12 protein-coding genes are annotated in these 13,782 nt (G+C 62.5%); 10 read left to right on the forward strand and 2 right to left on the reverse strand.

Features of this window, described 5'->3' with window-relative positions; translation table 11 throughout:
• Window positions 1-250: 250 nt before the first annotated feature.
• The 6 genes from AC0L16_RS23965 to phoB all read left to right on the forward strand — a co-directional run bounded on the left by AC0L16_RS23965 (window position 251) and on the right by phoB (window position 6,650).
• On the forward strand, window positions 251-1,255 hold the full coding sequence (locus AC0L16_RS23965) for a PstS family phosphate ABC transporter substrate-binding protein (protein ID WP_077373279.1): 1,005 nt from the start codon (window positions 251-253) through the stop codon (window positions 1,253-1,255).
• A gap of 120 nt (window positions 1,256-1,375) precedes the next feature.
• The gene (pstC, locus tag AC0L16_RS23970; RefSeq protein WP_473623673.1) at window positions 1,376-2,764 is read left to right on the forward strand and encodes a phosphate ABC transporter permease subunit PstC; all 1,389 of its coding nucleotides are present in this window, start codon (window positions 1,376-1,378) and stop codon (window positions 2,762-2,764) included.
• Window positions 2,757-4,370, forward strand: a complete 1,614-nt coding sequence (gene pstA, locus AC0L16_RS23975) for a phosphate ABC transporter permease PstA (protein WP_473623674.1) — start codon at window positions 2,757-2,759, stop codon at window positions 4,368-4,370. The genes pstC and pstA overlap by 8 nt, the downstream gene beginning before the upstream one ends.
• Window positions 4,371-4,382: 12 nt before the next feature.
• Window positions 4,383-5,198 carry a phosphate ABC transporter ATP-binding protein PstB gene (gene pstB, locus AC0L16_RS23980; protein WP_077373276.1) on the forward strand — a complete coding sequence of 272 codons (816 nt, stop codon included), beginning with the start codon at window positions 4,383-4,385 and terminating at the stop codon, window positions 5,196-5,198.
• Between the two features lie 38 nt (window positions 5,199-5,236).
• Window positions 5,237-5,944, forward strand: a complete 708-nt coding sequence (phoU, locus tag AC0L16_RS23985) for a phosphate signaling complex protein PhoU (RefSeq protein WP_473623676.1) — start codon at window positions 5,237-5,239, stop codon at window positions 5,942-5,944.
• A gap of 16 nt (window positions 5,945-5,960) precedes the next feature.
• Entirely contained in the window at window positions 5,961-6,650 is a 690-nt protein-coding gene (gene phoB / locus AC0L16_RS23990) for a phosphate regulon transcriptional regulator PhoB (protein WP_031254097.1), read from the forward strand.
• A gap of 50 nt (window positions 6,651-6,700) precedes the next feature.
• Here the strand turns inward: phoB and AC0L16_RS23995 are convergent, their stop codons facing one another.
• Window positions 6,701-7,948: an ROK family protein gene (locus AC0L16_RS23995; RefSeq protein ID WP_473623677.1), complete on the reverse strand. Its 1,248-nt coding sequence runs from the start codon at window positions 7,946-7,948 to the stop codon at window positions 6,701-6,703.
• 265 nt (window positions 7,949-8,213) lie between these two features.
• Between AC0L16_RS23995 and xylF the strand changes: the two genes are divergently transcribed.
• The 4 genes from xylF (at window position 8,214) to AC0L16_RS24015 (ending at window position 13,369) form a co-directional block, all read left to right on the forward strand.
• On the forward strand, window positions 8,214-9,254 hold the full coding sequence (gene xylF / locus AC0L16_RS24000) for a D-xylose ABC transporter substrate-binding protein (RefSeq protein ID WP_473623678.1): 1,041 nt from the start codon (window positions 8,214-8,216) through the stop codon (window positions 9,252-9,254).
• Window positions 9,255-9,392: 138 nt separating this feature from the next.
• Window positions 9,393-10,724: a sugar ABC transporter permease gene (locus AC0L16_RS24005; RefSeq protein WP_473623680.1), complete on the forward strand. Its 1,332-nt coding sequence runs from the start codon at window positions 9,393-9,395 to the stop codon at window positions 10,722-10,724.
• Window positions 10,725-10,817: 93 nt separating this feature from the next.
• The gene (locus AC0L16_RS24010) at window positions 10,818-11,612 is read left to right on the forward strand and encodes an ATP-binding cassette domain-containing protein (RefSeq protein ID WP_473623681.1); all 795 of its coding nucleotides are present in this window, start codon (window positions 10,818-10,820) and stop codon (window positions 11,610-11,612) included.
• A gap of 113 nt (window positions 11,613-11,725) precedes the next feature.
• Window positions 11,726-13,369: a CHASE domain-containing protein gene (locus tag AC0L16_RS24015; RefSeq protein WP_473623754.1), complete on the forward strand. Its 1,644-nt coding sequence runs from the start codon at window positions 11,726-11,728 to the stop codon at window positions 13,367-13,369.
• Window positions 13,370-13,493: 124 nt separating this feature from the next.
• Here the strand turns inward: AC0L16_RS24015 and AC0L16_RS24020 are convergent, their stop codons facing one another.
• Window positions 13,494-13,736, reverse strand: coding sequence for a YMGG-like glycine zipper-containing protein (locus AC0L16_RS24020; protein ID WP_254026783.1), 243 nt, complete (start codon window positions 13,734-13,736; stop codon window positions 13,494-13,496).
• Window positions 13,737-13,782: the final 46 nt, after the last annotated feature.

The following is a 13,782-nucleotide window of genomic DNA, read 5'->3' on the forward strand; positions in this document are numbered from 1 at the left end:
TTTTCTTTTTCGGCGCCAATTGTTCGCCTGTCCAGGCAAATGCCGGCCGCAAATCGCGCAAGCTGCTGATTCCAGCGGCAAACCACGGCTGTAGCGGCGAGACCCGCGGCCCTTCCTTTTCGACAGGCTGTACGGCGGTTACCGGGCTGACATCAAACTGTCATGTGACTGTAATAATCGGGGGCTATGGCCTCAGCGGGCGCCGAAGGAATGGCGCCGATAGACCATTTTCCGAACAGGAGCAGGCCACATGAAAAAATTCCTCCTTACGGCGTCGGCCGCGGCGCTTGCGCTCGCCGCGTCGGCTGGTTATGCCGCCGCGCGCGACCAGATTCAAATCGTCGGTTCGTCCACAGTGTTCCCCTTTACGACGGCTGTCGCTGAAAAGCTTGGCCAGAGCGGAAAGATCAAGACCCCGGTCGTCGAGTCGACTGGCACCGGCGGCGGCATGAAGCTGTTTTGCCAGGGCGTCGGCGAAAATACCGCCGACTTCACCAATGCCTCGCGCGCCATCAAGGACAGCGAGCTTAAAACCTGCAAGGCAAACGGCGTGACGCCGGTCGAGATCAAGGTTGGCTTCGACGGCATCGTACTGGCCAACTCGAAGGCAGGGACTGTCGTTGATCTGACCAAGGAACAGATTTTCAAGGCGCTCGCCAAGAACGTCGCTGTTGACGGCAAGGTCGTCCCCAACCCCTACAAGAACTGGTCGGATGTCGATTCGTCGCTTCCCGCGACGAAGATCGAGGTGCTTGGCCCGCCGCCGACATCTGGCACGCGCGATGCATTCGTCGAGCTCGTCATGGACGCGGCCTGTCAGGAAGAAGTGAAGGCGGCTAATGAAAAGGGCTGCGGCGAGATCCGCGAAGACGGCGCTTTTGTCGAGGCCGGCGAAAACGACAATCTGATCGTCCAGAAGCTGGAAGCCAACCCCAATGCCTTCGGCATCTTTGGTTTCTCGTTCCTTGACCAGAACGCCGACAAGCTGCAGGGCCACAAGGTCGACGGCGTCGAGCCGACCTTCGAGAACATCGCATCCGGCGATTACGGCGTTTCCCGCTCGCTCTATGTCTATGCCAAGAAAGAGCATGTCGGCGTCATCCCCGGCATGCAGGAGTTCATCGCCGAGTACACCTCGGAGGGTGCATGGGGTCCTGATGGTTATCTGGCCGACAAGGGCCTGATTCCGCTGCCGGACGCCGAGCGCGCCAAGTGGGCCGAAAACGCCAAGGCCCTGAAGGGCATGGGCTCTTGATGTTTCGGGGTCCGGGCGTATATCAGCTCTGACCCCTCATGCTCTAAAAGCCCAAAGCACGGGACCAAAGGTCCCGTGCTTTGAGCCGGTGAATGACCGGCGGTCGAGGGGACGTCCTGGATGGTCGGTTATCTCGTTGTTCTACTGTTAGGTCTGGCCGCTGCGGCCTATTGGATCGGCCGGACACGCGCAATTGCCAGTGTCAACGGCGACGTCGCGCGATTGCATTCGCTGCCTGGCCAGCATGGCATGTTTCTGGCGCTTTTTGCTGCCGGTCCGGCGCTGCTTGCGATCGTGTTGTGGTCGCTGGTGACGCCGAGCATTGAATCTTCGATCATTGCCGACCGCTTCTCTTCCGAATTGTCGGGAATGGGCGTCCCGCAGGTCGAAGCTTTCATCCGCGATGCTCGCGCGATGGCCTTTGGCGGGCTTGTCGGTTTCGCCGATCCCACGAAAGAGGCGGCCGCCGCCCTCTACAAATCGGTCCATGCGACCAGCAGCTGGATCATCTGGACCGTCGCGCTCGTGCTTTCCGCGTCCGGATTTTACTGGGCCCATTCGCGCATCGCACAGGCCTACCGGGCGCGCCACGTGGTCGAGCGCATTCTTCGCGCATTCTTGATCGCCTGTTCGGTGGTCGCGATCCTGACGACGATCGGCATTGTCCTGTCGCTTATCTTCGAGTCCCTGCGGTTCTTCCAACAGGTGCCGTTCTACAAGTTCCTGTTCGGCACGCATTGGTCGCCGCAGAGCGCCTTCACCGGCGCGGGAGCGGAGGCCGGGGCGGTCAACGAGGACATTTTTGGCATGGTGCCGCTGTTTGCCGGCACGTTGCTCATCACCTTCATCGCCATGCTGGTGGCTGCGCCTATCGGGCTGATGGCTGCGATCTACCTTTCGGATTACGCCTCCAAAAGCGTCCGCGCGGTCGCAAAGCCGGTCCTGGAAATCCTCGCCGGCATTCCGACCGTCGTCTACGGCTTCTTCGCCGCGCTGACGGTTGCGCCCTACTTCCGCGGTATCGGCGAAAGCCTGGGCCTCAACGTCGCGTCTGAATCCGCGCTCGCCGCAGGCGTGGTCATGGGTATCATGATCATTCCCTTCGTTTCCTCGCTTTCCGATGATGTGATCAACGCCGTTCCGCAATCCCTGAGAGACGGTTCCGCCGGCCTCGGCGCGACCAAGTCGGAAACCATCCGCAAGGTGGTCCTTCCCGCTGCCCTTCCGGGCATCGTTTCGGCGATGCTGCTTGCCGTCAGCCGCGCAATCGGCGAAACAATGATCGTGGTCATGGCGGCGGGGCTGGCGGCAAACCTCACGGCGAACCCGCTCGAAGCGGTCACCACCGTGACCGTGCAGATCGTGACGCTGCTGGTGGGCGACCAGGAGTTCGACAGCGCCAAGACGCTTGCAGCCTTCGCACTTGGCCTGGTGCTGTTCTGCATCACACTTTCCCTCAACATCGTCGCTTTGCGCGTCGTCCAGAAATACCGAGAGCAATATGACTGATGCGATCTCGTCATTGGGCGCCGTCGGACGGCCGGTCAGCATTCATACCGACGATGCCGCGAAGGCGCGGCTGAAGGGCCGCTACCGCACGGAAACATGGTTCAAATGGCTTGGCGCCGCAGCCGTCGCGTTGGCCGGCTTGTTCCTTGTGCTGCTCCTGTCGACGATCGTCACGCAGGCGATTCCGGCGCTGCGGCAGAACTATCTGACGCTGCCGATCGATCTTTCAGCGGCCAAGGTCGACCCGGCGAAACTCGGTGAAGTGAACTACGACGCCATCGCTCAGCAAGCGCTTACGGCAAAATTTCCGGATGTGACGAGCCGCCAGGACAAGCGCCTGCTGCGCGGGCTGATTTCCACCGGCACAGGCGTGTTCCTGCGCAAGGATATTGCGGCTGATCCGGGGATGCTCGGAGGAACGGTGGACTACGCGGTTCCACTTGACGATTTTGCCGACCTCTACCTCAAGGGTTTGCTTGCCGACGTCGGTTCGGACGAAGCGATTTCGACAAGCGTCACGCCTTCGGAAACCAGCGGCGACATCGATCTGACCTTCGGCGACGATGCCATGCTGGCGCTGGCGCGCGGCCATGGTGCGACCGAGGGCGAAAACGGCATGCTCACGCTGACGAGCGGCGCGTCGTCGCTGCTGGTCGCGTTCAATGGCGGCACGGTCAAGCTGACCGCGCTGTCGCCTGCGGCCAACGGCACGGTGATCGCAAAGGGTACGGTGATCGAGGCGCTGGAGAGCACTGCGCCCGCCGCGAGCGGCCAGGCATTCCTGCGCGTCATCGAGACGCCGGAAGCATCGCGAAAGATTTCCGACAAGGTGATCGTCTGGCTCGACACGCTGAAGAGCGCCGGCCTGATCGAAAGCCGGTTCAACTCGATCTTCTTCTTCACCGGCGCAAGCCGCGAGCCGGAATTGGCCGGTGTCTGGGGCGCGGTCGTCGGATCGTTCCTGACCATGATCGTAACGCTGGCCATCGCCTTCCCGATCGGCGTTTCAGCGGCGATCTATCTTGAGGAATTTGCGCCCAAGAACCGGCTGACGACGATGATCGAAGTGAATATCAACAATCTGGCGGCGGTGCCTTCGATCGTCTTCGGCCTGCTTGGACTTGCCGTATTCCTGAATTTCTTCGGCATGCCGCGGTCAGCCCCGGTGGTCGGCGGCATGGTGCTGGCGCTGATGACCCTGCCGATCATCATTATCGCCTCGCGCGCTTCGCTGCGCGCCGTGCCGCCGTCGATCCGCGAGGCGGCGCTCGGCATCGGAGCGTCCAAGGTCCAGACCGTATTCCATCACGTCCTGCCGCTGGCGATGCCGGGCATCATGACCGGCACCATCCTCGGAATGGCGCACGCGCTGGGCGAAACCGCGCCGTTGCTGATGATCGGCATGGTCGCCTTCATCGTCGACATTCCCGGCGGCTTCACCGATCCCGCGACGATCCTGCCGGTGCAGATATTCATGTGGGCGGATTTCCCGGAAGCTGGATTCCAGCAGAAGACTTCGGCGGCGATTTTGATTTTGCTGCTGTTTTTGGTCATCATGAACGCCATCGCGGTGATACTGCGCAAGCGCTTCGAGCGGCGCTGGTAAGGAGTAGAGGATATGAACATCATGACGGAAGCCGGCGTTGAGCAGAAACTGAGCAGCGGAACCAATGCCCCTTCGATCAAGATGAAGGGCGAAAAGGTCTCTGTTCATTACGGCGAGAAGCGAGCTCTGTTCGACGTGGATATCGATGTCCGCGAGAACCAGGTGACGGCGTTGATCGGCCCATCGGGCTGTGGCAAGTCAACATTCTTGCGGTGCCTGAACCGAATGAACGACACGATCGATATCGCGCGGGTGAGCGGCAAGATCACGCTCGACGGCGAGGATGTCTACGACCCGAAAATCGATGTCGTCGAGCTGCGAGCCCGCGTCGGCATGGTGTTCCAGAAGCCGAACCCGTTTCCGAAGTCGATCTATGAAAACGTCGCCTACGGTCCGCGCATTCACGGCCTGGCCAGGAGCAAGGCCGAGTTGGACGGCATCGTTGAATCGAGCCTGAAGAAGGCCGGCCTGTTCAACGAGGTCAAGGATCGCCTGCTCGAGTCGGGCACCGGTCTCTCCGGCGGACAGCAGCAGCGCCTGTGCATCGCGCGCGCCATCGCCGTATCGCCGGAAGTGATCCTGATGGACGAGCCCTGTTCGGCGCTCGATCCGATCGCCACCGCCCGCGTCGAGGAACTGATTGACGAACTGCGCCAGAACTACACGATCGTCATCGTCACCCATTCGATGCAGCAGGCAGCGCGCGTGTCGCAACGCACGGCGATGTTCCATCTCGGCTATCTGGTCGAGGAGGGCGCGACCGACAAGATGTTCACCAACCCCGACGACAAGCGCACCCAGGACTACATCACCGGCCGATTCGGCTGAGCGGTCCGGCGGCGAATTTCGAACACGAGGACAGTATCATGGGTGAACACACCGTCGCATCTTTCGACGAGGAACTGGAGCACATCGACAGGCTGATCCGCGATATGGACGAGCTCGCCGCCGCGATGGTCGCAGCCTCGATCCGCGCGTTGCTTGCATCAGACAATGCGATGGCGCAGCGCGTCGTCTCGGACGACGCCATCATGGATGCGCGGCAGCGCGAACTCGACGATAGTGCGATCACGCTGATCGCCAAGCGGCAGCCGATGGCGCAAGATCTGCGCGCCGTGGTTGGCGCAATCCGCATGGCCGGCGATCTCGAGCGCATCGGCGACCTGGCCAAGAACATAGCCAAGCGGGTCAGCGCAGTCGGGCAGAGCGCCACGCCGCGTAATCTGTCGCACGGTATCGACACGATGGCGGATCTCGTTCTTGTGCAGCTCCGCGGCGTGGTCGAGCACTATGTGTCGCGCAATGCCGGCGCGTTGAAAGAACTGCGCGCCGACGACCAGAAGATCGACGTGAAATACACGGCGGTTTTTCGCGAACTCCTGACCTACATGATGGAGGATCCGCGCAACATCACCGCCTGCACGCATCTTCTGTTCTGCGCCAAGAATCTCGAGCGTATCGGCGATCATGTCACCAACATCGCCGAAAACGCCTACTTTGTCGTGACCGGGCAGCAATTGCCGGCGGATCGCCCGAAGCTCGACGAAACGACGATGTCGGCGCCGGCGACATGACAGGAGTGACCGGCCGATGATCGCGCCGCGCATCATGGTGGTGGAGGATGAAGAGCCGCTGGGCGTCCTCCTCCGTTACAATCTGGAATCCGAAGGCTATCAGGTCGAGGTGGTGACGCGCGGCGACGAGGCCGAAATCCGGCTGCAGGAGAACGTGCCCGATCTTCTGGTGCTCGACTGGATGGTGCCGGCGGTTTCCGGCATCGAGCTTTGCCGGCGCCTTCGGGTGCGTCCCGAAACCGAGCGGCTGCCGATCATCATGCTGACCGCGCGCGGCGAGGAGAGCGACCGGGTGCGCGGCCTTTCGACCGGAGCCGACGACTATCTGGTCAAGCCGTTCTCGACACCGGAATTCATGGCCAGGGTCAAGGCGCTGCTGCGCCGCGCCAAGCCGGAAGTGCTGTCCAGCGTGCTCAAGGTCGGCGACATCATGCTCGATCGTGAATCGCACAGGGTCTATCGCAAGAAGAGCGAGATCCGGCTCGGGCCGACCGAATTCCGGCTGCTCGAATTCATGATGCGGCACCCGGGCCGGGTCTTCTCGCGCAGTCAGTTGCTCGACAATGTCTGGGGCGAGACGATCTACATCGACGAGCGCACGGTGGACGTCCATGTCGGCCGGTTACGCAAGGCGGTCAACAATGGTCGCATGCCCGATGTCATCCGCACCATCCGTGGCGCTGGCTACGCGATCAGGGAAGACTAGCTGATATTCAGGTGAGGCCGGCCTGCGAATGGCTGAGTCCTCGTTCGGACTCAGGCCACGTCTCTCCTGATCGTGCCGGACTTGCCTTGTGCGCCGGGCGCAAAAACCTCCTGGTCGACGAAGGTCAACGCGCGCATGGCGCAGCCTTCGCGGATCAGCGGCAGCTCGTTCGGCTCGGTGTCGAAGGAAATCGAACCCGAATGCTGGCCGCCGGCGGTCTGGGCGATGGCCTCGCGCAGGGCCGGCTCGATCAGGTCGAAGGCGGCAGCGCTGGCGCCGACCATGGCCACCGGCGCCGGATCGATCAGCGCGAACAGGCTGCCGAGCCCGAAGCCGAGCGCTTCGCCGGCCTTGCGGTAGGCTTCGCGCTCCGGTCCGTCCGTCTCGCGCGCCCGGGCCGCCAGTGCCCGCATCTCGGCGTCGCTGACATCGGCGACCGGCTCTGCGTTCTCGCTCAATTGCCTTGCGTTGCGCCAGATGGCGTAGTTGCCGGCATAGGCCTCGACGCAGCCGCGCCGCCCGCAGCGGCAAAGCGCGCCGCCCGGCCGATGAATCATGTGGCCGAATTCGCCGCCTGAGGAGTGGGTGCCGGTGAACAATTCGCCCTTCAGCACCAGCCCCATGCCGATGCCGTGCGAGAGCAGGATGGCGATGAAATCATCGCGGTAGCGATCCGGGTGGCGCCAGCGCAGCGCCACGGCCATCATGTTGCTGTCGTTCTCCATGATGGCCGGGATGCCGAACTCGCGTTCCAGAATGTCGGCGAAGGCGATGTTCGTCTGCGGCGTGATCGGCGACCACAACATGGCGCGCGCATGGGAATCGGTGATGCCCTGGATCGCCAGCGCGATGCGGGCGACGCTTTGGACATCGAGGTCGGGATCTTCGAGCCGGCGCCGGACGATGGCGACACATTCGCCGATCAGCGCGTCGCGCGACATGGTCAGCGTGTCCAGCCGGCGCTGTTCCTCGGCGACCACTTGTCCGGCATAATCGATGACGGCGACCGACAGGAAATTCAGCGACAACACGACGGTCAACACCGCAGCGGCTTGCGGATTGAGGCTGAGGCCGACCTGCGGTCGGCCGCGTTTCAGCGAAACCGTCTCGCTCGCCTTGCTCTCGGCCAGGATGCCTTCCTGGATCAGGTCGGAAGAGATCGCCGATATGGTCGAATGGCTGAGGCCGGTGGTTGCGGCGATCTCGGTCCGCGACGGCTGGCCTGCGCGGCGTACCGCCGAAATCACCATCGCCCGGTTGCGCCGGCGCAGATCGTCATGGCGGATTCCGACCGACATTTTTGCTTCTCCTCATCGCCGCGGCCGCTCATGAATCGGAAGCCGTCGGTAATGTCCGACAAATACTGGCAGAAGCAGAAGGGCCTGTCATTATTTATTCCGAGCCTCGAAAAAAAGCCAAACAGGACATCAAAATCCGCCAGAATTGGTGTTGACAGGGCTTCGGCGTTGGACCAGTATTTTTTCGAGGCTCGAAAAAATAGAGGCCTTTGTGCCGGCCTTCGGGCCAGTTGGTCGCGCCCTACGCGGCGCAGGGAGGAATATCATGAAGAGATTCGCAGCCGCCATTCTGGCGGGGGTCGCCATGTCGCTGACGCTCGCGTCGGCCGCGCAGGCCAAGGACAAGGTCATTGGCGTTTCGTGGTCGAACTTCCAGGAAGAGCGTTGGAAGACCGACGAAGCCGCCATGAAGGCGGCGATCGAGGCCGCCGGCGACAAATATATTTCCGCTGACGCACAGTCCAATCCCGGCAAGCAGCTGACCGACGTCGAGAGCCTGATCTCGCAGGGCGCCAACGCGCTGATCATCCTTGCGCAGGATGCCTCGGCCATCGGTCCGGCGGTGCAGAAGGCGCTGGACGAAGGCATTCCGGTCGTCGGCTATGACCGGCTGATCGAGAACAAGGACGTCTTCTATCTGACCTTCGACAACCAGGAAGTTGGCCGCATGCAGGCCCGCGAAGTGTTCAAGGTGGCGCCGGAAGGCAATTACGTCTTCATCAAGGGCTCGGGCGCCGACCCGAATGCCGATTTCCTGTTCGCCGGCTCCATGGAAGTGCTCAAGGATGCCATCGACAGCGGCAAGATCAAGAATGTCGGTGAGGCTTATACGGACGGCTGGCTTCCCGCCAACGCCCAGAAGAACATGGAACAGTTCCTGACTGCCAACGACAACAAGGTCGATGCGGTGGTTGCCGCCAATGACGGCACCGCCGGTGGTGTCGTCGCGGCGCTGACGGCGCAAGGCCTGGCCGGATCCGTCCCGGTTTCGGGCCAGGACGGCGACCATGCCGCGCTGAATCGCATCGCGCTGGGCACACAGACCGTATCGGTGTGGAAAGACGCGCGCGAGCTCGGCAAGAATGCCGCCGAGATCGCCTCGCAATTGGCCGACGGCAAGCAGATGACAGACATTGCCGGCGTCAAGGACTTCACCACGCCGGGCGGCAATGTCGTCAAGTCGCTGTTCCTGACGCCGATTGCCATCACCAGGGACAATCTCAACGTCGTCATCGATGCCGGCTGGATCAAGCAGGAAGAGGTCTGCGCCGGCGCGGCGGCGGGCACTGTCCCGGTCTGCAACTGATCCGCCTTCGCCAAAAAACCTGAAACGCCGCGGCTTCACGCCGCGGCGTTTTTTCAAAGAGTTGTTTTTCCGCGTCTCGCGGGTAATTTCTAAGCTGCTTCCGGCATCCGCGGCAGACGGCAACGGTGGGAGGACATCATGACCGAAACGACTTCCAACACGCCGGCCACGGATACAGCTGTCGATCGGGCGCGGGAATCCGAGCTCAGCCCCTTCGGCCGCTTCCTCAAGGCAACCGAGCTCGACATTCGCATGCTCGGCATGGTCGGCGCGCTGCTGGTCATCTGGGTTGGAATCCACATCCTGTCGGGCGGGCTGTTCCTCACGCCGCGCAATCTCTGGAACCTGTCGGTGCAGACGTCCTCGGTGGCGATCATGGCGACCGGCATGGTGCTGGTCATCGTGATGCGCAACATCGATCTTTCGGTCGGCTCCGTCGAAGGGGTGATCGGCATGGTGATGGGCGCTGCGCAAGCAGAATTCCTCATCCGCGTCATGGGATTCCAGCTTGGAAATCCCTGGATATGGGTCATCGCACTGGCTGCCGGCGTGGCGCTCGGCCTCATCATCGGCGCGCTTCAGGGCTTCATCATCGCCTATCTCGAGGTTCCGGCCTTCATCGTGACGCTGGGCGGCCTGCTGATCTGGCGCGGCATGGCGTGGCTGATGACGAGCGGGCGCACCGTCGCGCCGCTCGATGCCACCTTCCAGCTCATGGGTGGCGGGCCGCGTGGCTCGATCGGGGCGACCGCAAGCTGGATCGTCGGCATTCTCGCCTGTGTGGCCGTCGCCTTGATGCTGCTCAACGGCCGGTCGCAGCGCAAGCGCTTCAAATTTCCGCTGCGCCCGGTCTGGGCGGAGAGCTTGCTTGGTGTTGTCGCCTGCGCCGCCATCCTCGGCGCCGTCTGGATAGCCAATTCCTATCCGTGGCCGATCGGCATCGTTCGCCAGTACGCCCAGCGGAACGGCATCACCATCCCCGAAGGCGGGCTGTTCATCGCCCATGGCATCGCCATACCGGTGCTGATCGCCGTCGCAGTCGGCATCGTCATGACCTTCATCACCAGGCGCACCCGTTTCGGCCGCTACGTCTTTGCCATCGGCGGCAACCCGGAAGCGGCGGAACTCGCCGGTATCAACACGCGCTGGGTGACCATGAAAGTGTTCATGATCATGGGCGTTCTGGCCGCGATCAGCGCGGCGATTGCTTCGGCCCGCCTCAACGCGGCGACCAATGCGCTGGGCACGCTCGACGAGCTCCTGGTCATCGCAGCAGCCGTCATCGGCGGCACGTCGCTGGCCGGCGGCTCCGGCACGGTGCTCGGCGCCATGCTGGGCGCGCTTCTGATGCAGTCGCTGCAGTCCGGCATGGTGTTGCTCGGCATCGATTCACCGCTTCAGAGCGTCGTCGTCGGCGCCGTGCTGGTCGTCGCCGTCTGGCTCGACACCGTCTATCGCAAGCGGGTCTGAGCATGATCCCGAGCCGAAGGTCCGCATCAGCGAAACGTGGACATCCGTTTCGGTCCAACATCATGCTCGGCAAAACCATAGAGAGGAACGATCATGGCTGACACGACTGCTCCCACGCCACTGATCGATATGCGCAGCATCTCGATTGCCTTCGGCGGCATTCGCGCCGTCGACGATGCGTCGATCGACCTTTTCCCGGGCGAGGTCGTGGCGCTGCTCGGCCACAACGGCGCTGGAAAGTCGACGCTGATCAAGATCCTGTCCGGCGCCTACAAGCGCGATTCGGGCCAGATCTTTGTCAATGGCGAGGAGGCTTCGATCGCCAATCCGCGCGACGCCAAGAAATACGGCATCGAGACGATCTACCAGACGCTGGCGCTCGCCGACAATGTCGACGCCGCCGCCAACCTGTTCCTCGGCCGCGAGCTGATGACTGGCTGGGGCACGCTCGACGATGGCGCCATGGAGGCCGAGGCGCGCAAGGTGATGGGCAGGCTCAATCCCCGTTTCCAGCGCTTCAAGGAGCCGGTGGTCAAGCTTTCGGGCGGCCAGCGGCAGTCGGTGGCGATCGCGCGCGCCATCCTGTTCAACGCCCGCATCCTGATCATGGATGAGCCGACTGCGGCACTGGGACCGCAGGAAACGGCGCAGGTCGGCGAACTGGTCATGCAGCTCAAGGCCGACGGCATCGGCATCTTCCTGATCAGCCATGACATCCACGATGTGTTCGAGCTTGCCGACCGCGTCTGCGTCATGAAGAATGGTCGGGTCGTCGGAACGGCGCGCACCGGCGACGTGACCCAGGACGAGGTGCTCGGCATGATCATTCTGGGCAAGTGTCCGCCCGGCGCCATTCCGGGACCAGGCGCACTGAAGATCGCCGCCTGAAGCGTCAAATACCTGTCATGTGATATGCCAGCCGTCATGATGGTTTGGCCGCGCCATTGTGTTGCCACGGGGACTTGCCCATAAGATGGGGAACCATGGGTCGCAGCAGCAGCTTGAAGAAGTTCTTCCCGATCGTCGCTTTCGTTGCCGTCGCGCTGATCAGCCTGACAATGGCGGGATTCGCCTATTTCGCCACACAGGAAGCGGCGCGCATCAAATTCGAGGCGACGGCGGACGACGCCCTCAACCGGATCGATAGCCGCATCGACCTGCATCTGTCACTGCTGCGATCGACACATGCGCTGTTCGAGGCTCGCAATGGTGACATTTCGCGGGGCGAGTTCAAGGCGTTCTTCGATGCGCTTGGTATCAACGACAATTTCGCCGGCCTGCGCGGCATCGGCTTTCTCCGGCTGGTGAGAGCCGGCGACGAGGCAGCGGTCGAGCGTGCTATCCTGCACGACTATGGCGTCAGCGACGCGATCTATCCGGCCACGACAACGCTGCCATGGCGTACGCCCATCACGCTGTTCGAGCCACTGGACCCTTCCAATCAATCCGGCATCGGCTACGACATGTTCACCGAACCGGTGCGGCGCGAGGCGATCGAAAGGGCGATGGCCGACAACCAGCAGCACGCGAGCGGGCGCGTGCAGCTAGGCCAGGAAACAGGAGCTGCGCAGACCTTCACCGGCTTCCTGGTCTTCGTGCGGCTCAACATCGAAACCGCGGCGGACGGCATCGATGCGTCCAGATCCTCGACAACAGGCTTTCTATATGCGGCCTTCCGCGCCCGCGACCTGTTCCAGACCGCGCTCAGCCGGACGCCGCTGCTGCCGGTCAACATCGAAATCTATGACGGCAAGGTGGACGCCGACCATCTTTTGTTCCAGTCGGAAACGCCGCCGGCCTCGAGCTTCGGCGACAGGTTGCTGGTTTCTCGCGAGCTCACCATCGCCGGACGTCCATGGACCGTCCTGTTCAGGCCGACAAGCGCCTTCTCGCAACCTTCCTCGCGCGCCATTCCGGTGATGCTCGGCCTGTTCGGGCTGCTGCTCGCGGGAACCATCGCGCTGGTGGCCCGCTATCAGGAGCGGGCCTATGACGCGGTCTCGCTGCTTCATGAGACGACGGAAAAAAGCCTGCTCGAAAAAGACCTGATGCTGCAGGAGATGAAGCACCGCATCAAGAACTCGATCACGCGGGTGCTGGCGATCGCGCGCCAGACGGCATCGCACGCCACCGACGTCCACGAGTTCTCGTCTTCTTTTTCGGCCCGGCTGCAAGCGATGGCGGCTTCCCAGGACATGCTGACGCGCTCGCGCTGGCAGAAGGCCGATCTTGGCGATCTCTTGCGCATCGAGCTTGGCCAGGTGTTCGGCAAGGAGCTTCCCGACGGGATATTGTCGGGGCCAGAGGTGTTGCTCGACGAGACGACGACGCAAGCGCTCGGCCTGACCTTTCACGAACTGGCGACGAACGCGCTGAAATATGGCGAAACCGGCAATTCGGCCAATACCAGGAACGGCGACTGGTCGCTCAAGGTCGACTGGTCTGTCGAAGGCCACAGGAGCGACCGGACGCTGGTTCTCAGCTGGCGCGAAGCCGGCAAGAAGAAGCTCGAGCCACCTGTCAAAACCGGTTTTGGCACCAAGCTGATCGATTTGAACGTGACGCGCGAATTGCGCGGTACGATCAATCGCGATTTTCACAATGGCGGATTGAGTGTGGAAATCAGGATCCCGCTGTCGGACTGAAACGCTGCCGCAAACCGACCGTTTCCGAAGGCGCCCAAATACAGCGCCCCCAATAAAGCGCCCAAGTAAACAGAGACCGGCTCGTCCGGTCTCCGCTTCCAATGCCTCTTGCGTTTGAAACGGATCAGCAGCGCGCCGTAAACAGACGGCCACGGTTGTCGCGGTACTGGCAATAGCCATTGCGCAGGTTGCGCACCAGCAGGCCGGTACCGGCACCGATGGCTGCGCCCACCAGCGCACCCTTGCCGCCGTCAATCAGGCCGCCGGCCAGAGCGCCGACACCGGCACCGACGCCGACATCCTGCTCGGTGGTGCTGCAACCGCTGACCGCGATCACGGCAACCATGGCAATAATCATCTTCCGCATAGGGTCACTCCTCGCCTTTGTCCTCACTTGTAGCTCCACTCGTCAC

Source organism: Mesorhizobium sp. WSM4848 (assembly GCF_055811375.1).

Bases quoted from the DNA above. Each gene is read 5' to 3' on its own strand.
- pstB (WP_077373276.1), top strand. From the start codon at position 4,383: ATGAACATCATGACGGAAGCCGGCGTTGAGCAGAAACTGAGCAGCGGA.
- AC0L16_RS23995 (WP_473623677.1), bottom strand. From the start codon at position 7,948: ATGTCGGTCGGAATCCGCCATGACGATCTGCGCCGGCGCAACCGGGCG.
- AC0L16_RS23965 (WP_077373279.1), top strand. From the start codon at position 251: ATGAAAAAATTCCTCCTTACGGCGTCGGCCGCGGCGCTTGCGCTCGCC.
- pstA (WP_473623674.1), top strand. From the start codon at position 2,757: ATGACTGATGCGATCTCGTCATTGGGCGCCGTCGGACGGCCGGTCAGC.
- AC0L16_RS24010 (WP_473623681.1), top strand. From the start codon at position 10,818: ATGGCTGACACGACTGCTCCCACGCCACTGATCGATATGCGCAGCATC.
- pstC (WP_473623673.1), top strand. From the start codon at position 1,376: ATGGTCGGTTATCTCGTTGTTCTACTGTTAGGTCTGGCCGCTGCGGCC.
- phoB (WP_031254097.1), top strand. From the start codon at position 5,961: ATGATCGCGCCGCGCATCATGGTGGTGGAGGATGAAGAGCCGCTGGGC.
- xylF (WP_473623678.1), top strand. From the start codon at position 8,214: ATGAAGAGATTCGCAGCCGCCATTCTGGCGGGGGTCGCCATGTCGCTG.
- AC0L16_RS24005 (WP_473623680.1), top strand. From the start codon at position 9,393: ATGACCGAAACGACTTCCAACACGCCGGCCACGGATACAGCTGTCGAT.
- AC0L16_RS24020 (WP_254026783.1), bottom strand. From the start codon at position 13,736: ATGCGGAAGATGATTATTGCCATGGTTGCCGTGATCGCGGTCAGCGGT.
- phoU (WP_473623676.1), top strand. From the start codon at position 5,237: ATGGGTGAACACACCGTCGCATCTTTCGACGAGGAACTGGAGCACATC.